18 protein-coding genes are annotated in these 17,034 nt (G+C 70.4%); 11 read left to right on the top strand and 7 right to left on the bottom strand.

What is annotated here, in order from left to right:
* On the bottom strand, nucleotides 1-783 hold a 783-nt coding region (locus E1281_RS24065), incomplete at its 3' end, for a metallophosphoesterase (protein WP_243717335.1).
* Nucleotides 784-881: 98 nt separating this feature from the next.
* Between E1281_RS24065 and E1281_RS24060 the strand changes: the two genes are divergently transcribed.
* Entirely contained in the window at nucleotides 882-1,328 is a 447-nt protein-coding gene (locus tag E1281_RS24060) for a GatB/YqeY domain-containing protein (protein ID WP_207943454.1), read from the top strand.
* Nucleotides 1,329-1,365: 37 nt separating this feature from the next.
* Here E1281_RS24060 and E1281_RS24055 read toward each other — a convergent pair whose 3' ends face one another.
* The gene (locus tag E1281_RS24055; RefSeq protein WP_165959075.1) at nucleotides 1,366-3,597 is read right to left on the bottom strand and encodes a transglycosylase domain-containing protein; all 2,232 of its coding nucleotides are present in this window, start codon (nucleotides 3,595-3,597) and stop codon (nucleotides 1,366-1,368) included.
* Nucleotides 3,598-3,973: 376 nt separating this feature from the next.
* Here E1281_RS24055 and E1281_RS24050 point away from each other — a divergent pair, with 376 nt between their 5' ends.
* Nucleotides 3,974-4,285 (top strand): WhiB family transcriptional regulator, encoded by a 312-nt coding sequence (locus E1281_RS24050; RefSeq protein WP_131881865.1) that lies wholly within the window; start codon nucleotides 3,974-3,976, stop codon nucleotides 4,283-4,285.
* Between the two features lie 343 nt (nucleotides 4,286-4,628).
* On the opposite strand, the gene E1281_RS24045 is transcribed toward E1281_RS24050, so the two are convergent.
* Nucleotides 4,629-5,759 (bottom strand): ArsA family ATPase, encoded by a 1,131-nt coding sequence (locus E1281_RS24045; protein ID WP_131881862.1) that lies wholly within the window; start codon nucleotides 5,757-5,759, stop codon nucleotides 4,629-4,631.
* Nucleotides 5,760-5,808: 49 nt separating this feature from the next.
* Complete coding sequence (locus tag E1281_RS24040) at nucleotides 5,809-6,804, bottom strand: ArsA-related P-loop ATPase (RefSeq protein ID WP_131881861.1); 996 nt, start codon at nucleotides 6,802-6,804, stop codon at nucleotides 5,809-5,811.
* 219 nt (nucleotides 6,805-7,023) lie between these two features.
* Here E1281_RS24040 and E1281_RS24035 point away from each other — a divergent pair, with 219 nt between their 5' ends.
* From E1281_RS24035 to E1281_RS24015, 5 genes are all read left to right on the top strand, one after another.
* Nucleotides 7,024-8,127 carry a slipin family protein gene (locus E1281_RS24035; protein ID WP_131881859.1) on the top strand — a complete coding sequence of 368 codons (1,104 nt, stop codon included), beginning with the start codon at nucleotides 7,024-7,026 and terminating at the stop codon, nucleotides 8,125-8,127.
* Between the two features lie 78 nt (nucleotides 8,128-8,205).
* On the top strand, nucleotides 8,206-8,364 hold the full coding sequence (locus tag E1281_RS24030; protein ID WP_021591512.1) for a DUF4177 domain-containing protein: 159 nt from the start codon (nucleotides 8,206-8,208) through the stop codon (nucleotides 8,362-8,364).
* Between the two features lie 262 nt (nucleotides 8,365-8,626).
* Nucleotides 8,627-9,088: a RidA family protein gene (locus E1281_RS24025; RefSeq protein WP_131881857.1), complete on the top strand. Its 462-nt coding sequence runs from the start codon at nucleotides 8,627-8,629 to the stop codon at nucleotides 9,086-9,088.
* Between the two features lie 126 nt (nucleotides 9,089-9,214).
* A complete protein-coding gene (locus E1281_RS24020; RefSeq protein WP_131881875.1) occupies nucleotides 9,215-10,027 on the top strand; it encodes an NUDIX hydrolase in 813 nt (270 codons plus the stop codon).
* Nucleotides 10,028-10,151: 124 nt separating this feature from the next.
* Nucleotides 10,152-10,934 (top strand): MBL fold metallo-hydrolase, encoded by a 783-nt coding sequence (locus E1281_RS24015; RefSeq protein ID WP_243717333.1) that lies wholly within the window; start codon nucleotides 10,152-10,154, stop codon nucleotides 10,932-10,934.
* 20 nt (nucleotides 10,935-10,954) lie between these two features.
* Here the strand turns inward: E1281_RS24015 and E1281_RS24010 are convergent, their stop codons facing one another.
* Nucleotides 10,955-11,641 (bottom strand): Crp/Fnr family transcriptional regulator, encoded by a 687-nt coding sequence (locus E1281_RS24010; RefSeq protein ID WP_131881853.1) that lies wholly within the window; start codon nucleotides 11,639-11,641, stop codon nucleotides 10,955-10,957.
* A 230-nt stretch (nucleotides 11,642-11,871) separates the two neighbouring features.
* Between E1281_RS24010 and E1281_RS24005 the strand changes: the two genes are divergently transcribed.
* The gene (locus tag E1281_RS24005; protein WP_131881851.1) at nucleotides 11,872-12,498 is read left to right on the top strand and encodes a TetR/AcrR family transcriptional regulator; all 627 of its coding nucleotides are present in this window, start codon (nucleotides 11,872-11,874) and stop codon (nucleotides 12,496-12,498) included.
* Nucleotides 12,499-12,544: 46 nt separating this feature from the next.
* Here the strand turns inward: E1281_RS24005 and E1281_RS24000 are convergent, their stop codons facing one another.
* Nucleotides 12,545-13,126, bottom strand: a complete 582-nt coding sequence (locus E1281_RS24000; RefSeq protein ID WP_131881849.1) for a carboxymuconolactone decarboxylase family protein — start codon at nucleotides 13,124-13,126, stop codon at nucleotides 12,545-12,547.
* On the bottom strand, nucleotides 13,123-14,004 hold the full coding sequence (locus E1281_RS23995; RefSeq protein ID WP_131881847.1) for an SDR family NAD(P)-dependent oxidoreductase: 882 nt from the start codon (nucleotides 14,002-14,004) through the stop codon (nucleotides 13,123-13,125). Before E1281_RS23995 ends, E1281_RS24000 begins: the two co-directional genes overlap by 4 nt.
* Nucleotides 14,005-14,213: 209 nt before the next feature.
* Between E1281_RS23995 and nth the strand changes: the two genes are divergently transcribed.
* The 3 genes from nth to E1281_RS23980 all read left to right on the top strand — a co-directional run bounded on the left by nth (nucleotide 14,214) and on the right by E1281_RS23980 (nucleotide 16,991).
* Nucleotides 14,214-14,870, top strand: coding sequence for an endonuclease III (nth, locus tag E1281_RS23990; RefSeq protein ID WP_347813304.1), 657 nt, complete (start codon nucleotides 14,214-14,216; stop codon nucleotides 14,868-14,870).
* A gap of 136 nt (nucleotides 14,871-15,006) precedes the next feature.
* Nucleotides 15,007-15,603 (top strand): CoA pyrophosphatase, encoded by a 597-nt coding sequence (locus E1281_RS23985; protein ID WP_131881873.1) that lies wholly within the window; start codon nucleotides 15,007-15,009, stop codon nucleotides 15,601-15,603.
* Nucleotides 15,604-15,794: 191 nt separating this feature from the next.
* The gene (locus E1281_RS23980; RefSeq protein ID WP_207943453.1) at nucleotides 15,795-16,991 is read left to right on the top strand and encodes a MarP family serine protease; all 1,197 of its coding nucleotides are present in this window, start codon (nucleotides 15,795-15,797) and stop codon (nucleotides 16,989-16,991) included.
* Nucleotides 16,992-17,034: the final 43 nt, after the last annotated feature.

Genomic DNA, 17,034 nt, shown 5'->3' with positions numbered 1-17,034 from the left:
GTTCAGGCCCTTGACGCGGGGACGGTCGATTCCGCAGTTGGTGGCGATGGCGCCGTAGAAGGGGACGCGGACCTGTCCGCCGTGGGTGTGGCCCGCCAGGAGGAGGTCGTAGCCGTCGGCGGTGAAGCGGTCGAGGTTGCGGGGCTCGGGGGTGTGCATGATGCCCAGGTGGACGTCCGCGCGCGGGTCGACGGGGCCGGCGATCTTGTCGTAGTGGTCGCGGTCGATGTGGGAGTCGTCGATGCCGCCGAACTCGATGTCGAGTTCGCCCACCTTGAGGCGGCCGATGCGGTTGTTGAGGTCGAGCCAGCCGGCGGCCTGGAGGGACGAGGCGAGTTCGCGGTAGGGGAGGTCGGGGTCGCGGCGGCTGCGGCCGTAGTCGGACTTGCTCGTCCGCCAGATGTAGCGCAGGGGGTTCTTGAAGACCGGAGAGTAAAGGTCGTTGGAGCCGTAGACGAACACGCCCGGACGGTCGAGGAGGGGGCCGAGGGCGTCCAGGAAGGGGCCGATCGCGTCGCGGTGGGAGAGGGAGTCGCCGGTGTTGACGACGAGGTCGGGTTCGAGGGAGTCCAGGGAGCGGACCCAGTGGATCATGCGGGTGCGGCCGGGCGTGAGGTGCGTGTCGGAGATGTGCAGGATCTTGACCGGTGGACGGCCGGGGGGCAGCACCGGCACGTCGGCGCGGCGCAGGCGGAACCAGTTCCGCTCGATCACCGAGGCGTACCCGAAGGTCGCGGCGCCCGCCCCCAGCAGCCCCAGGGGCATGGCGTAGATCTTTCGCACGGCTCTCCCTTCCCAGGACTCCATGTTTTCAGACATGGGCACCGCGCGGTAATCCCGATGAGGGTTCCGGTGCGGACGGGCATGATGTGAGCATGACCATGAAGGAGAAGCTGGAGACCGATCTTTCCACCGCGATCAAGGCGCGCGACGAGGTGCGCACCCGCACGCTGCGGATGGCGCTGACGGCGGTGAAGAACGAGGAGGTCGCTGGCAAGCGGTCGCGTGAGCTGTCCGACGACGACGTCGTCAAGGTGCTCACCCGGGAGGCGAAGAAGCGCAGGGAGGCGGCGGCCGCGTTCGATGACGCGGGACGTGTGGAGCAGGCGAAGGCGGAGCGGGACGAGGGCGAGGTGCTGGAGCAGTACCTGCCCGCGCAGCTCGGTGACGAGGAGCTGACCGCGCTGGTGGCCGACGCGATCGCCGGGACGGGTGCGGCGGGGCCGCGCGCGATGGGGCAGGTCATGAAGGCCGTGAACCCGAAGGTCGCCGGACGCGCCGAGGGCGGGCGTGTCGCGGCCGAGGTCAAGCGGCAGCTGGCGGAGTAGGGGGATGGTGCCGCCGGGGGTCGGCGGCACCATCGCCTCAGTCGCCTTCTTCTCTGCCGCTGCTCAGGTAGAGGATGACGGTCGTGCCGGGCGGGACCTCGCTGCCCGCGGCCGGTGAGGTGGAGACCACCGTCCCCTTCGGCTGGTCCGAGTCGACGGAACCGGACGCGACCCTGGACTTGAGGTCGGCGGCCTGGAGCCTGGCGTTGGCGGCGCCGACGGTCCTGCCCTGCACGTCCGGGACCTCGGTGGTGTCGCCGAAGTTCTGGGACGGGGTCCGGAAGCCGGGGGCGGGTTGGCCGGCGAGTGCGCGTTGCATGGACGACTGCCAGATCCCGCCGGGGATGTCCGCGCCGAAGACGCCGTAGACCTTGTACTGCCACGGGCCGCGGAAGTCCCAGTAGGCGGTGGCGGCGGCGAGGTTCGGGGTGAAGCCGGCGAACACGGCGCAGGTGAACTCTTCACAGGTGCCGGTCTTGCCCGCGGCCGGGCGGCCGATGCTGCGGCCCTGTGCCGTCCCCTTGGCGAGGACTCCCTGGAGGATGGAGTTCACCTTGTCGGCGACGTCCTCGTCCAGGACCTGCTTGCATTCCTGCTTGGGCATCTCCAGCCGCTTGCCCTGGGAGTCGATGACCTCCGTCACCGAGGTCGGCGGGCAGTACTTGCCGCGGGCGGCGAAGCCGGCGTAGGCGGCGGCGAGGCTCACCATGTCGACGTCGTTGACGCCGAGGACCTGGGAGGCGATCGGCAGCAGCGGGTTCCCGTTGCCCTGCCGCATGCCGAACTTCTCCGCCATCTTCACCGCGTTGCAGACGCCGACGCGCTTCTCCAGGGCGGCGTAGAACGTGTTGACCGAGTGCCAGGTGCCGGTCTTGAGGTTGAAGTTGCCGTCCTCGCTGTCGCTGGCGTTGGACAGCGTCCAGGTGCCGCCCCCGATCATCTCGTTCTCGACCTGCTTGCCCTGGTACATCCCGGTGTACCGGCACGGCTGGAAGCCGCTGATGGTCGTCGTGTGCGGCGAGTTGATGGACGTGCTGACCGGAATGCCCTGTTCGAGCGCCGCGGCGAGCGTGAACACCTTGAACGTCGAGCCCGCCGACACGCCGGTGCCGCCGCCGTGCGCCCTGTTCGCCGGGAGGTTGATGGTCGTCTTGCCCTTGCCGGGGCCGAACCGCTTGCTCAGCCCGATCGCCCGGACGTGGCCGGTGCCGGGCTCGACCATCGCCTCGGCGGCGACGCGGTTGCCCTCGGGGTCGACGGCGGAGCGCAGGGTCCTGTCGACGGCGCGCTGCTTCTTGCTGTCGAGCGTCGAGCGGATCGTGTAGCCGCCGCGGTTGAGCTCGTTGACGATGTTCTGCTGCTCCTTCGGCTCCATCTCCCAGTACTTGCCGTCGGACAGGATGTTGAGGACGTCGTACTTCACGTACTCGCAGAAGTACGGAACCTTGCTGGTCTGGCAGCCGCCGACGGGGTCGGTGGTGTTCAGCTCGATCGGCTTGGCGGCCTCGGCGTCCGCCCGCGCCTTGGTGATGTGCTTGAGCTGGGCCATCCGGTGGAGGACGACGTCGCGCCGGTGCCGCGCGTCCTTCGGATTGCGGATGGGGTCGTACGCCGTCGGGTTCTGGGTGATGCCGGCGAGCAGTGCCGCCTGGTTGAGGTTGAGCTCGGACGCAGGGATGCTGAAGTACCGCTTGGCCGCGGCCTGGACCCCGTACGCGCCCGCGCCGAAGTAGGCGATGTTCAGGTAGCCCTCAAGGATCTCGTTCTTCGACATCCGCTCTTCGAAGTCGAGCGCGTAGCGGAGCTCGCGCACCTTGCGGCCGAGGGTCGGCGCGGTGGCGCCGCGGTACTCCTCCTTCGTCCTGGCGGCGTCGACCAGCAGGTTCTTGACGTACTGCTGGGTGAGGGTGGAGCCGCCCTGCGTCTGCTCCGACTCGACGTTGGACGCCAGCGCGCGGAGCGTGCCCTTGATGTCGAGGGCGCCGTGCTCGTAGAACCGCGAGTCCTCGATGTCGATGATCGCCTTCCGCATGACGGGGGCGACCTGGTCGAGCCGGACGGACTCGCGGTACTTGTCGAAGAACGTGGCGATCGGCTTGCCGTCGGTGTCGTAGACGACCGTCTTCTCCGACGGCGGGGTCGTCTCCAGCTCACCGTCCATGTTCTCGAAGTTGTTCGCGGCGTCGCGCGCGGTCAGGCCCGCGCTGCCGACCCCCGGCAACGCGATGAAGGCCACGAGGACGCCCGCGACGACCCCCGCACCTAGCAACCTGAACAGCGTGGATGCCGCCTTGACCCGATCCGTATTCGCAACGCGCACGTGGTCTAGGGTACGCGGGACGAGGAGTGCATCCGGGACACCACTCCCGTACCCGAAGCTTTCCGGCGCGCTGACCGGGGCGATCGTCCGTTATGCCCTCGTCATGACAACCCGCTGTGTGTCTGGCGCGTCTACTACAGGTAACTAGTCCGTTCCGGCGGTATGGCCCCGGTGGGCTATATCGAGAATGGGCCCTCCGGGGGCTGTTGAAACGTCCCTCGCTTCCGTAAGTTCTTCCCCACGGCTTTCGTTTGGCGGCCTGACGTCCGCGCCCGTCCGGCCAAGGAGCGCAAATCGACACAGACCCTAGGGGAGTGGGGCCAAGATGTGGATCACGGATTGGACCGCCCGCGCCGCCTGCCGTAACGCGGATCCGGACGCCCTGTTCGTGCAGGGAGCGGCGCAGAACCGAGCCAAGCTCATCTGCCGCGGCTGCCCAGTGCGCACGGAGTGTCTCGCCGATGCCCTCGACAACCGGATCGAATTCGGTGTCTGGGGCGGGATGACCGAGCGAGAGCGCCGTGCTCTGCTGCGGCGTCGGCCGGATGTGCGATCGTGGCGCGCGCTGCTGGAAACCGCGAAGGAAGAGTACGAGCGGTCGGTCGATGTCGACGAGGAAGAACTCGTCGCCAGCTGACCCGCCCTCCGGCAGAGGTTCAAGGACCGGCACGGTCCGAATAAGAAGCGTGGCAGCAGGCCCGCACCGGATTGCCCGGTGCGGGCCTAACGCCACGCTCGCGCCGAACGTACCCGTGGGTCGTCCTCGCTCGCGGGCCGGCGGCGACATCAGCGACCGCTGCTTCGGGCGGCGAGGCCGAGCGCTTGTCCAGCAGCGTCTCGTGGGCCCGGTACGTCGGAACCGCCCTTCGGCATCCCGGTGATGTCGATGGTGTTCGCGATGGAGATGCCGAACAGGGCGAACCCGCGCAGTGCGACGATCTCGAAGATGCGCGGGACGCCTCAGACTGCACCCGCCTCCGTCAGGCGGCCAGGTCTTCGCCTACCTGGCGTAGGCCGTCCAGGTCGTGGACGTCCTCCGCCTGGGCGGGGACGGCCGTCACCGGGACGGTCGGGTGCGTCGAGGCGAAGTGGTCGCGGAGGCGGTCCTCGCGGGCGGCCAGCTGCATGCGGTCGGTGTGGAGGCGGAGCAGCGCGGCGGTCAGCGTGTGCTCGCCGCGTTCCTCCAGGGTCTCGGCGGCGGCCTGGCTACGGGCGGCCGAGAGGGCGCCGTCGGCGGACTCGTGGACGCGGTTGACCACGAGGCCCGCGAGCGGCATGCGCTCCTCGGCGAGGCGCTCGACGAAGTAGGACGCCTCACGCAGGGCGTCGGGCTCCGGTGCGGCGACGACGAGGAACGCGGTGCCGGGGGTCTGGAGAAGCCTGAACGTCTTCTCGGCGCGTTCGCGGAACCCGCCGAACACCGTGTCGAACGCGGCGACGAACGTCTGCACGTCCCGCAGGAGCTGGACGCCGAGGACCTTGTTGATGACGCCGGTGAACATGCCGAACCCGGCGCTGATGACCTTGACGCCCAGCCGGCCGCCGGTCTTGGCGGGGGCGGCGAGGAGCTTCATGAAGCGGCCGTCGAGGAAGCGGCCCATGCGTTCGGGGGCGTCCAGGAAGTCCAGGGCGTTGCGGGACGGCGGGGTGTCCACGATGATCAGGTCCCAGGCCCCGGACCGGTGCAGCTGCCCGAGCTTCTCCATCGCCATGTACTCCTGCGTCCCGGACAGGCTGGACGACAGCGACTGGTAGAAGGGGTTGGCGAGGATCTGCTTGGCCCGGTCCGGGTCGGCGTGCGCGTCGACGATCTCGTCGAAGGTGCGCTTCATGTCGAGCATCATGGCGTGCAGTTCGCCGTCGCCCTCGATGTCGATCTTGCGCGGGTTGTTGTCCAGCTCCGAGAGGCCCATCGACTGGGCGAGTCGGCGGGCCGGGTCGACGGTAAGGACGACCACGTCCCGGCCCCGCTCGGCGGCGCGGATGCCGAGGGCCGCCGCGGTGGTGGTCTTGCCGACGCCGCCGGAGCCGCAGCACACGATGATCTTGGTGCGGGGGTCGTCGAGCAGCGCGTCGACGTCGAGCGCGGGCGGGGTCTTACCGGTCGTCATCGCGTCCCCTCGATGGTCATTCGGGGGCCCCGGACTCGCAGGGCGGGGGTCATGCCGCGCCTTGGGCGCGCAGGGCGGCGGCGAGGTCGTACAGGCCGGCGAGGTCCATGCCGTCCGACAGCAGCGGCAGCGCGTAGCGGGGACGGTCGATCGACTCCAGGCGCTCCTTCTCGCGGCGCTGGAGGGCGGTGCGCCGGGCGTGGTCGGCGGCCTCCGCTGCGAGCACCTCGGCGATCGGCTCGGCGTCGTGCTCCAGCCCGGCGGCCTTCACGCCCCGGACGATCTCGTCGGTGTCGAGGGTGCCGGCGACGGCCGCGGCGAGATCGTCCTCGGTGAGGACGGGAGAGTGCTCCATGTTGACGACGACGCCCCCGATGGGGATGCCGGCCTCGGTGAGGTCGCGGATCCCGTCCATCGTCTCCTGGACGGGCATCTCCTCAAGGAGCGTGACGAAGTGGACGGCGGTCTCGGGGCTGCGCACGACCTTCATGACGGTGTCGGCGTGGTTCCGGACCGGTCCGACCTTCGCGAGCCCGGACACCTCGTGGTTGACGTTCAGGAACTTCGTGATGCGGCCGGTGGGCGGGGCGTCCATGACGACGGCGTCGTAGATGAACGAGCCGTCCTTCTTCTTGCGCCGCACCGACTCGCTGGTCTTCCCGGTGAGGATCACGTCGCGCAGGCCGGGCGCGATGGTCGTGACGAAGTCGACGACACCGAGCTTGGTCATCGCCTTCCCGGCGCGCTTGAGGCTGTAGAACATCTCGAGGTATTCGAGCAGCGCCTCTTCGGTGTCGATGGCGAGCGCGTACAGGTCCCCGCCGTCGGGGGCGACGGCGACGCGGCGTTCCTCGTACGGAAGCGGCGGGCAGTCGAAGATCTGGGCGATGCCCTGGCGGCCCTCGACCTCGACGAGCAGGACCCTCCGGCCGCCGGCGGCCAAGGCGAGGGCGAGTGCCGCGGCGACGGTCGTCTTGCCCGTGCCGCCCTTGCCGGTGACCACATGGAGGCGTACGCCGTCCCAGTCGGTGTCTCTCGCGCTCACCCGATCGACCATATCGTTCACTCGTCAAACACTTCAGAGTGCGCCCGTTCTCATGCAAGTGATCCCTGACACGGTGCCCCCCACGCTGCGAAGATCGCCCGCTGACGTTGTTTTTCGGCCTGCCCGCGGGGTTGACTGGGAAACGTGGACCGGCCACGGCCGGACTTCCGGGGTCGTCCCCCCGCCGCCCAAGCCGTCAACGCGAGAAAGGTGCCCGTCATGGAAGGGCTGATAATCACCATCCTTCTCATCGTCGTCTTCGGTGTGGGGCTCGTCCTGATGTCGTCGATACGGATCGTCCAGCAGTTCGAGCACGGTGTGGTGTTCCGGCTCGGCAAGGTGCAGCGGGGCAACCAGCTGCGGCCCGGCGCGGTCCGGGAGGCGGGACTGACGGCGATCGTGCCGATCATCGAGCGGATGCAGAAGGTCAGCCGGCAGACGATCACGCTGGACGTTCCCGGGCAGGATGGGATCACCCAGGACAATGTCAGCGTCCGCGTCGACGCGGTCGTGTACTTCCGCGTCATCGACCCGGTGAAGGCGGTCGTCAACGTCCAGCACTACGGCTACGCGACCTCGCAGGTGTCGCAGACCTCCCTGCGGTCGGTCATCGGGCAGTCCGACATGCAGGAACTGCTCGGTGAGCGCGCGAAGATCAACGCGCAGCTCCGGGGCATCATCGACGAGATCACCCAGGACCCGTGGGGCGTCATGATCGAGCGGGTCGAGATCAAGGACGTCTCGCTGCCCGAGGGCATGAAGCGGTCGATGGCGCGGCAGGCCGAGGCGGAGCGCGAGCGGCGCGCCCGGATCATCACCGCGGACGGCGAGTTCCAGGCGTCCAAGCGGCTCGCCGCCGCCGGTGAGATCATGTCGCAGGACCCGGCCGCCCTCCAGCTTCGCCTGCTCCAGACGGTGGTGGAGGTGTCCGCAGAGAAGAACAGCACGCTGATCATGCCGCTCCCGGTCGAGATCCTGCGGTTCTTCGACCGTGCCGCCGGGCCGCGCGGCGAGACCGAGGACGAGAAGGAGGAGAGGCTCGGCCTCGGGGAGCGGCTCGCGAAGGCCGAGCAGGAACTGGCCAAGGCGGCCGAGACGTCGCCGCTGGAATCCCCCGAGGACGTCCCCCCGGTCGTCGGCCTGGACGAGCCGAACCGTGGCCCCGCGTCGCGTGAGGTCGCCTCCGAGCAGACCGACGAGCAGCGCGGCATCACCGGTGGCGGCGCCCAGCCGGGCGACTGGTACCAGGGCGGTGGGCAACCCGGCGGCGGGACCCCCGGCGGCTGGCCCCAGAGCGGGCAGCAGCCCCCGCCCCAGTACTGAGGCGGCGCGAGGTTTCCGATCCCCTCCGAACGGTGGGTTCGAGGGGGGATCGGACAGGCCGATCGCTAGGGTGACGGCATGAAGAAGTGGGAGTACGCGACCGTTCCGCTGCTGGTACACGCGACCAAGCAGATCCTCGACAACTGGGGCCAGGACGGGTGGGAGCTCGTCACCGTCCTGCCGGGGCCGAACCCGGAGAACCTCGTGGCCTACTTCAAGCGCGAAGTGCAGTCCTAGAGAACCAGAGTCGGTTGCTAGAGACCCAGAGTCGGTTGATGACCCCGTAGCGTCGCGCCGACCTCAGCCACCAGAGCAACCCCGCAACAACCGGAACCACTGCGATCGCGTCCGAAGGCAGGTTGCGAGCGAAGCGAGAAACCTGATCGCGCAGCGAGCCGCCAAGGCGAGTTCGGAGCGATGCAGCGATCGCACGCAGTTCCCGCCGAAGGAGGGCCCCCAGGGCCCGACGCCAAGGGAACTGCAATAAGTAAGGAGGGCTATGAGCACGCCTGAAGAGCGGATTCGCGAGCTGGGGATCGAGCTGCCGGAGCTCGTGCCGCCGGTCGCGTCGTATGTCCCCACGGCCCGGACGGGGGCGCTCGTCTACACGGCCGGGCAGATTCCGCTGGTCAAGGGCGAGCTGGGCGCGACCGGGAAGGTGGGCGCCGAGGTCGGCGCCGAGGAGGCCGCTCGGCAGGCGCGGATCTGCGCGCTGAACTGCATCGCGGCGCTCAAGGCCGAGGTCGGCGAACTGTCCCGGATCGCGCGCATCGTCAAGGTCGTGGGGTTCGTCGCCAGCGCGCCGGACTTCCACGGCCAGCCCCAGGTGATCAACGGGGCGAGCGACCTGCTGGCCGAGGTGTTCGGGGACGCGGGCAAGCACGCCCGCAGCGCCGTCGGCGTCGCCGTCCTCCCCCGCGACGTCCCCGTCGAAGTGGAACTGATCGCCGAGATCGCCTGAGCCTCCGGTCCGTGATGGATACTTGACGGAATGACGTTCGGTATGTCCGAATAGGCCGCCATGGGGGATCTGGAGGACGGTACGGCGATGGTGAACGGGCTCAAGCTGCCGGCGGAGTTCCGGGACATGATCGAGGACATCCTCGCAGGCAGAGTCGAGCCCGTTCCCGCACGTCACGCGGCCACGGTCGTCGTCCTCCGCGATCACGAGCGGCACGGGCTCCAGGCGTTCATGCTGCGGCGCGTGCGTTCCATGGCGTTCGCGCCCGGTGCCTACGTGTTCCCGGGCGGGTCGGTGGACCCGCGCGACGGGGACGCGACGCCGGCGTGGTCCGGTCCGCCGCCCGCCGCGTGGGGGTCGGCCTTCAAGGCCGGCGAGACGCTCGCCCGCGAGCTGGTGTGCGCGGCCGTCCGGGAGACGTTCGAGGAGACCCTCGTCCTGCTGGCGGGCCCGACCGGGGAGACGGTCGTGGACGACACCCGCGGCGACGAGTGGGAGGCCGACCGGCAGGCGCTGCTCGACCGTTCGCAGTCGTTCGGCGAGTTCCTCGACCGGCGCGGGCTCGTGCTGCGCTCGGACCTCCTGCGGCCCTGGGCGCACTGGATCACCCCGTTGATCGAGCCGAAGCGCTACGACACCCGGTTCTTCGTCGCCGCGATGCCGGAGGGCCAGCGGGCACGGGACGTCAGCACCGAGGCGGACCGGGTGGCGTGGGTGCGCCCGGCGGAGGCCGCCGAGCGCGCGGCCGAGGGCGAGTGGATGATGCTCCCGCCGACCATCGTGACGCTGGCGGAGCTGGCCGAGTACGAGACGGTCGCGGACGTGCTGGCCGCGCCCCGCGAGATCGTCGTCCACGAGCCCACCGCGGAGATCATCAACGGTGAGGCGTACCTGATCATGCCGGAGTCCGAGGCGCGGCACTACGACCTGGACGGGTGAGTCCGTGCGCGGTGGCAGGGCGGTCGTGTGGCGGCTGGCGGGCACGTCGGCGCTGCGGCATCTCGATCGCCTCGGGTGGAACCCGGTCCGTCACCCGGATCTGGGCTCAGGAAGGATGGGGCACATGACGGAGATCGACGGGATGGGCACCGAACGGGCGAGATGCGTGCTGGCCCCGAATCCGTCCGTCATGACCCTGGACGGCACCAACACCTGGATCATCGCGGAGCCCGGCTCCGACGAGGCCGTCGTCGTCGACCCCGGCCCCAAGGACGGCAAGCACCTGCGGCGCGTCCTGGACACCGTCGAGGCCCAGGGGCGCCGCGTCGGTCTCGTCCTGCTCACCCACGGCCATCCCGACCACTCGGCCGGAGCCGGGAAGTTCGCGAAGCTGGCCGGTGGATCCGTCAAGGTGCGGGCGCTCGACCCGCGGCACAGGCTCGGCGACGAGGGGCTCTCGGAGGGCGACGTCGTGACGACCGGCGGCCTTGAGTTGCGGATCATGGAGACGCCCGGCCACAGCGACGACTCGCTCACGTTCTGGCTGCCGGCGGACGGCGCGGTCCTCACCGGCGACACGGTCCTCGGGTACGGGACGACCGTCCTGGAGGGCGGGCTCGGCGACTACCTCAGCTCGCTCGACCGGCTCCGCGCGTTCTCCGCCGATGTCGAGGCCGCCACGATCCTTCCTGGTCACGGGCCCAAGCTGGACGACCCGATCGCCGTCCTCGACCACTACATCGATCACCGCCGCGAGCGCCTCGCCCAGGTGGAGGCCGCCGTCGCCGCGGGCGCGCGGACCGCCCGCGAGGTCGTCGAACGCGTCTACGCCGACGTCGACAAGTCCCTCTGGCCCGCGGCGGAGTGGTCCGTCCAGTCACAACTCGACTACCTCGACGACCGCTGACCCCCGCCGCGGATGCGGCGCTACTTCGAGCGCTTGCGGAGGCGCTCGATGTCGAGGATGACGACGGCGCGGGCCTCTATACGCAGCCAGTTCCGCTGCGCGAAGTCGGCGAGCGCCTTGTTGACCGTCTCGCGGGACGCGCCGACGAGCTGGGCCAGTTCCTCCTGGGTGAGGTCGTGGTGCACGTGCAGGCCGGACTCGGACGGCTGGCCGAACCGCTCGGCGAGGTCGAGCAGCGCCTTGGCGACACGCCCGGGGACGTCGGTGAACACCAGGTCGGCCATGACGTCGTTGGTCTTGCGCAGCCGCTGCGCGAGGGCGCGCAGTAGCTGGACGGCCACTTCAGGGTGTCCCGTCAGCCAGGGCCGCAGGTCGTCGTGGCCCAGGCCCGCCAGGCGGACCTCGGTCACCGCTATGGCGCTGGCGGTCCGGGGGCGCGGGTCGAACAGGGACAGCTCACCGAACATCTCGCTGGGGCCGAGCACGCTCAGCAGGTTCTCCCGGCCGTCGGGCGCGGTCCGGGTCAGCTTGATCTTGCCCTCGAGAACGACGTAGAGCCGGTCTCCGGTCTCGCCCTCGTTGAACAGTGTCTGACCGCGGGCCAGCCGCGTCTCGGTCACGTTGGCGCGCAGCGCCTTGGCACCCTGCTCGTCGAGGGCCTCGAAGAGCGGGGCTCTGCTCAGAACGTCCACGTCACGATCGGTCACGCTTCTCCTCCTCGAACACCTACATGCATAGTGTGACGTACGTCCCACCGCGTACGTGAAGGCAGGGTCACGGCGCGCCGAAACGCGGGACCGGGCTCGTCCGGCCGCGCCGGGGCGCCGCGGTCCCGTTCGCCCAGTGTACGGACCTTTGGGTGAATGCCATCACAGCGGTCTCTTCCCCCCTTACCGGACGGCCGTGAAGTCGTTCGGCGGTGCCTTAACCTGATCTGATGTCCCAGTCCTCGCCGCGCAGGCTCCCACGGGGGCGGCACGCGCTCTCCCGCACGGAGGTCGAGCGGGTCCATCGTGACCGCCTCTGCGCGGCCATGGCGGCGGCGATGACCGAGAAAGGGTACGTGGGGACGTCGGTCGAGGACGTCCTGAAACTGGCCAGGGTGTCCCGGCAGAGCTTCTACGGCCTGTTCTCGTCCAAGCTCGACTGCTTCATGGCGGCGTTCGACATCGCGAGCGAGCTGCTCCGCCGCCGGCTGGTCGCCTCCGCGGAGGGCGGAGGCGACCCGCTGGCCCGGTTCGAGCGCGCCTTCACCGCCTATCTGGACGCGCTGGCGTCCGAGCCGGGCTACGCGCGGCTCTTCCTGGTGGAGGTCTACGCGGCCGGCACGGAGGCGATCCAGCGGCGGTCCGAGATCCAGCACGACCTCGCCGAGGCGCTCGTGGACATGATGGGCCTGAGCGGCGAGGCCGCCGCGTTCGCCTGCCAGATCGTCGTGTCGGCGGTGGGCGCCATGGTGACGCCGGCGGTCGCGGCCGGTGACATGGAGGCGCTGCGCGCGGTCGGGCCCCCGGTCACCGAGCATGTGCGTCTCCTGCTGCGGTCGGGTGTCCTGGACGGCTGACGCTCCGGCCGCGGAAGTGTGGTGATCCCCACGCGCGCAACGCCGGTCAGCGGCTCCGGTTCTCGTCCCGGTTCGCTTTCCTGCTCTCGCGCCGGTGCCGGTCGGGCTGCACGCGCAGCGCGGTGATCGCGGTGGCGAGCATCTCGTAGTGGCCGACGAGCATGGTCAGCTCGACGCACTCGCTCTCGGTGAGATGGGTGCGCAGCCGGGTCCAGGTCTCGTCGTCGAGGTCGCGCTCCTCGTGGAGCTGGTCGGCCGCGGCGAGGACGGCTTGCTCCCGCGGGGTCCAGCCGTCCGCGCCCGGTCCTTCGAGGAGGCGCTGGACGTCCCGCTCGCGGACCCCGGCGCGGCGGCCGAGGCGGACGTGGTGGTCGAACTCGTAGCGGCAGTCGCGCAGGTGGGCGACGCGGAGGATCACCAGTTCGGTCTCCCGGCGCGGGAGGGAGCCCCCGGGCATGAGCCGTCCGGCGAACCACAGCCAGCCGCGGAAGAGGCCGCGGCTGCGCGCCATCGTCATGAACAGGTTCGGTGGCCCCGTCCCGGCGGCCCTGCCCGCGACCTGGCAGACGAGCCAGTTCACCACCCCGACGTCGCCGAGCCGACCGGGAGTGGCGCGGGGCGCCGTCACCGGTCGGCCTCCGGCTGCGGTGTGGTCAGCTCGACCTGTTCGGTCCGCGCGATCTCCAGGGTCTTGCGCAGATCGCGCTGGACGGCGTAGTCGGCGATCGGCTGCGCGAGCATCCTGACCGGCAGGATGGGGCCGACCCACCGGGGGGCGACGACCCGCTTGGAGCGGCGGGAGATGCCGCGTTCGAGCGCGTCGATCCCCAGGCGCAGCGGCGAGACGGCCGAGAACAGCGTGGCGCCGAAGCCCGCACCCATCAGGGTGGACGCCGCCTTGGTGTCGAACCCGCGGCTCGTCATGTCGGTGTCGAGTTCGGCGAAGTAGGCCACACCGGCCTTCGCGCCCCACGGACGCAGCTCGGCCCTCATCGTGTTGCCCAGCGCCTCCACCGCGGCCTTGGACGCGCTGTAGGCGCCGAGCAATGGCGCGTGCACGGCAGCCGCGAGGGATGCCACGGCCAGCGCGTAGCCGCGTTCATGGCTGATGTGGGGGCCGGCCGCACGGAGGGTGTTGTGGACGCCCAGAACGTTCACGCGGAGGCTCTGCTCCAGGACGGTCGGGTCGCCGCCGATGATGGGCATCTGCGCGGCCACACCGGCGTTGGCCACGACCACGTCCAGGCCGCCCAGCTCCTGCGCCGCGCTGTTCACGACCTCCTCGACCCTGCCGCGGTCGGTCACGTCGCACGTCCACCAGGGCGCCTGGCCGCATTCGGCGGCGACGGCGGCGAGCAGGTCGGGCTCCAGGCCGGTGAGCGCGACCCGCGCGCCCCGTTCGTGCAGCCTGGCGGCCAGTGCCGCGCCGATGCCGCGGGCGGCGCCTGTGATCAGCACGCGCCGCCCGGCGAGGGTCGCCGTCCACCGGGAGGAGTCGAAAATCATGGCGGTGACCCTAACATAAAAGAACATGCATGTCTTTTTAAGGGAGGCTCTACCCTGGCGGCATGGCGACCAACTCGGCTCCTGAGGCCGGACGCCCGGAAGGGCGAGGCGGCGGGCGTAGCGCGGGCCCCGGTGCGGGTTCCGGTTCGGGGCGTGGTGCGGGGCGCAAGCCCGAGAGCAGGCTCGCGCTCGTGCGGCGGGCGCGCCGGATGAACCGAATCCTGGCCGAGACCTACCCCGACGCGCACTGCGAGCTGGACTTCGGCACCCCCTTCCAGCTCCTCGTCGCGACCGTCCTGTCGGCGCAGACCACCGACATGCGGGTGAACATGACCACGCCGGGGCTGTTCGCCAAGTACCCCACCCCCGAGGACCTCGCCGCCGCCGACCCCGAGGACGTCGAGGCGATACTGAAACCCACCGGGTTCTTCCGCGCCAAGACCAAGTCGGTGATGGGCCTGTCCGCCGCACTGCGGGACCGGTTCGATGGTGAGGTCCCAGGCCGCCTCGAAGACCTCGTCACCCTGCCCGGCGTTGGTCGCAAGACGGCCAACGTCGTCCTGGGCAACGCGTTCGACGTCCCCGGAATCACCGTCGACACCCACTTCGGCCGTCTCGCCCGCCGATTCGGCTGGACGACCGAGGACGACCCCGTGAAGGTCGAACAAGAGATCGGCGAACTGATCCCGCGCAAGGACTGGACGATGCTGTCCCACAGGCTGATCTGGCACGGCCGCCGCATCTGCCATGCGCGACGTCCAGCCTGTGGGGCGTGCCCCCTGACGCGGCTGTGCCCGTCGTTCGGTGAAGGCCCGACCGACGAGATGACCGCCCGCAAGCTCGTCAAACCGGGTCCGTTCTCGTGACGCAGCCGCCCAGCTCGGAGGGCGTGACGTCCAGGCGGGGAAGGAAAGCGGGATCTTCGGAGTTGGGACGGACGTGAGCGAGAAAGCCCCCGACTGCCCCGAGTGGCTCGACCGTTTCCGCGTCGAGGGTCCGCGGATGTCGGTGCCTCCGACGTTCCGGCCCGCCCCCGACGCGCGCGCGGCGGCCGTCCTGATCCTGTTCGGTGAGGGACCGGACGGCCCCGACATCCTGCTCACCCAGCGCGCGGCCACGCTGAACAACCACGCCGGGCAGCCCGCGTTCCCCGGCGGACGCGTCGACCCCGAGGACGACGGTCCGGTCTCGGCGGCACTGCGCGAGGCGTGGGAGGAGACCGGCGTCGAGCCGTCCGGCGTGGACGTCCTCTGCTCGCTGCCCGAGTTGTACCTGTCGAGAAGCGAGCACCGGGTCACTCCCGTCGCCGGCTGGTGGCGGGAACCGTCGGAGGTCGCACCCGGCCACCCGGGGGAGGTCGCGGCGGTCGCGCGCGTCCCCATCGACCACCTGGTCGACCCGGCGAACCGGACGATGGTCCGGCACCCGTCCGGGATCAGGCTCGGTCCGGCGTTCCACGTCGGCGGCATGCTGGTGTGGGGCTTCACCGCGGCGCTGCTCACCCAGGTCCTGGACGCCGGCGGCTGGAACCGCCCGTGGGACACCGGCCGCGTCGAGGACCTGCCGCAGGATGTCCTCAACCTCTCATCCCGAAGCTGAGCGTTCCGCACGCCGGCCGTGAAGAACGGCCCGTGCGGGTGCCGTGAAAGGGAGCCGCAGGTCAGGCGCCACTTCTCGGTCGGGACGGTGGCGGCGGCGACACCGCATCACACCTGGCGGCTACCCAACGCACCCGAATCTGGTACATCCAGGGGACGTGTACCGGGTGCGCGGCACTATACGGTGAAGCGGTGCTGCACGACCACGTTCTCGATGTCATCCTGCTCGTGCTCGTCGTGCTGTTCGGAGTCTCGGGCTACCGGCAGGGCTTCATCGTGAGCCTGCTGAGCTTCGCCGGCTTCGTCGGCGGCGGCGTCGTCGGGGTGCTGATCGCACCGCCGATCGCCGAGTCCGCGGTCGAGGGCGCCGCGCAGCAGGCCCTTCTCGCCATCGTGATCGCGTTCCTGGCCGCCACGTTCGGGCAGCTGATGGCGTCCTCCCTCGGCGCCGTCCTGCGCAACCGGGTGACCGGCCTGAACGCCCGCACGGCGGACGCGGTCGGCGGCACCTTCGTCAGCGCCATGTCGCTGCTGATCGTCGCCTGGTTCTTCGGGAGCCTGGTCGCCAACTCCGAGTTCAGGCCCGTCCGGACGCAGGTCAAGGGCTCCTCGATCATCGGCGGCATCAACGACGTGATGCCGCCGCAGGCGCAGTCGTGGTTCACCTCGTTCCAGGGCTTCGTGAAGAGCAGCGAGTTCCCGCAGGTCTTCAACGGGCTCGGCGGCGAGTCGGTGGTGCAGGTGCCGCCGCCGGACGAGTCCGTGCTGAACGCCCGCGGGGTGAAGGCCGCCCGCGCCAGCATCGTGAAGGTCGTCAGCACGGCGCCGCAGTGCCAGCGCCGGATCGAGGGCACCGGGTTCGTGTTCGCGCCGCAGCACATCATGACCAACGCGCACGTCGTCGCCGGAGCGCGCGGCCCGTCCGCGGTGGCCACGGTGAACGGCGAGACCGCCCGCGGACGGGTCGTCCTGTACGACCCCAGGCGCGACATCGCCGTCCTGTACGTGCCGGGGCTGCAGGCGCCCGCCCTGGAGTTCGCCGACGAGGCGCGCGTCCGCGACAACGCGATCATCGCCGGTTTCCCGAAGAACCAGCCGTTCAGCGCGGGCGCCGCCCGCATCCGCGCCAGGCAGACGGCGCGCGGCCCGGACATCTACCACTCCGGCCAGGTCAGCCGTGAGATCTACGCCGTCCGCGGCAAGGTCGAGCCGGGCAACTCCGGTGGCCCGCTCCTGACCACGGACGGGCGCGTCTACGGCGTCATCTTCGCGGCGGCGCTGGACAGCCCCTCGACGGGCTACGCCCTCACCGCGGAGGAGGTCGCCCCTGACGTGCGTGCGGGACGCAACGCCACCGAGCCGGTGTCGACCCAGACCTGCTCCGACTGATTACGGCTTGGTGAGGTGGAGGGGGATCGGGCCGTTCTCGGGG

The organism is Actinomadura sp. KC345 (genome assembly GCF_004348515.1).
In the GTDB taxonomy this organism is placed as follows: Bacteria; Actinomycetota; Actinomycetes; order Streptosporangiales; family Streptosporangiaceae; genus Spirillospora.
The sequence above is the reverse complement of the archived record's forward strand: the minus strand, read 5'-3'. Positions and strand labels throughout refer to the sequence as shown.

Excerpts from the sequence above, each read along its gene's own strand:
- E1281_RS24015 (WP_243717333.1), top strand. The coding sequence starts at position 10,152 with ATGACGGAGATCGACGGGATGGGCACCGAACGGGCGAGATGCGTGCTG.
- E1281_RS24025 (WP_131881857.1), top strand. The coding sequence starts at position 8,627 with ATGAGCACGCCTGAAGAGCGGATTCGCGAGCTGGGGATCGAGCTGCCG.
- E1281_RS23995 (WP_131881847.1), bottom strand. The coding sequence starts at position 14,004 with ATGATTTTCGACTCCTCCCGGTGGACGGCGACCCTCGCCGGGCGGCGC.
- E1281_RS24050 (WP_131881865.1), top strand. The coding sequence starts at position 3,974 with ATGTGGATCACGGATTGGACCGCCCGCGCCGCCTGCCGTAACGCGGAT.
- nth (WP_347813304.1), top strand. The coding sequence starts at position 14,214 with ATGAACCGAATCCTGGCCGAGACCTACCCCGACGCGCACTGCGAGCTG.
- E1281_RS24035 (WP_131881859.1), top strand. The coding sequence starts at position 7,024 with ATGGAAGGGCTGATAATCACCATCCTTCTCATCGTCGTCTTCGGTGTG.
- E1281_RS24045 (WP_131881862.1), bottom strand. The coding sequence starts at position 5,759 with ATGACGACCGGTAAGACCCCGCCCGCGCTCGACGTCGACGCGCTGCTC.
- E1281_RS24020 (WP_131881875.1), top strand. The coding sequence starts at position 9,215 with ATGATCGAGGACATCCTCGCAGGCAGAGTCGAGCCCGTTCCCGCACGT.
- E1281_RS24005 (WP_131881851.1), top strand. The coding sequence starts at position 11,872 with ATGTCCCAGTCCTCGCCGCGCAGGCTCCCACGGGGGCGGCACGCGCTC.
- E1281_RS24060 (WP_207943454.1), top strand. The coding sequence starts at position 882 with ATGAAGGAGAAGCTGGAGACCGATCTTTCCACCGCGATCAAGGCGCGC.
- E1281_RS23985 (WP_131881873.1), top strand. The coding sequence starts at position 15,007 with ATGTCGGTGCCTCCGACGTTCCGGCCCGCCCCCGACGCGCGCGCGGCG.
- E1281_RS24030 (WP_021591512.1), top strand. The coding sequence starts at position 8,206 with ATGAAGAAGTGGGAGTACGCGACCGTTCCGCTGCTGGTACACGCGACC.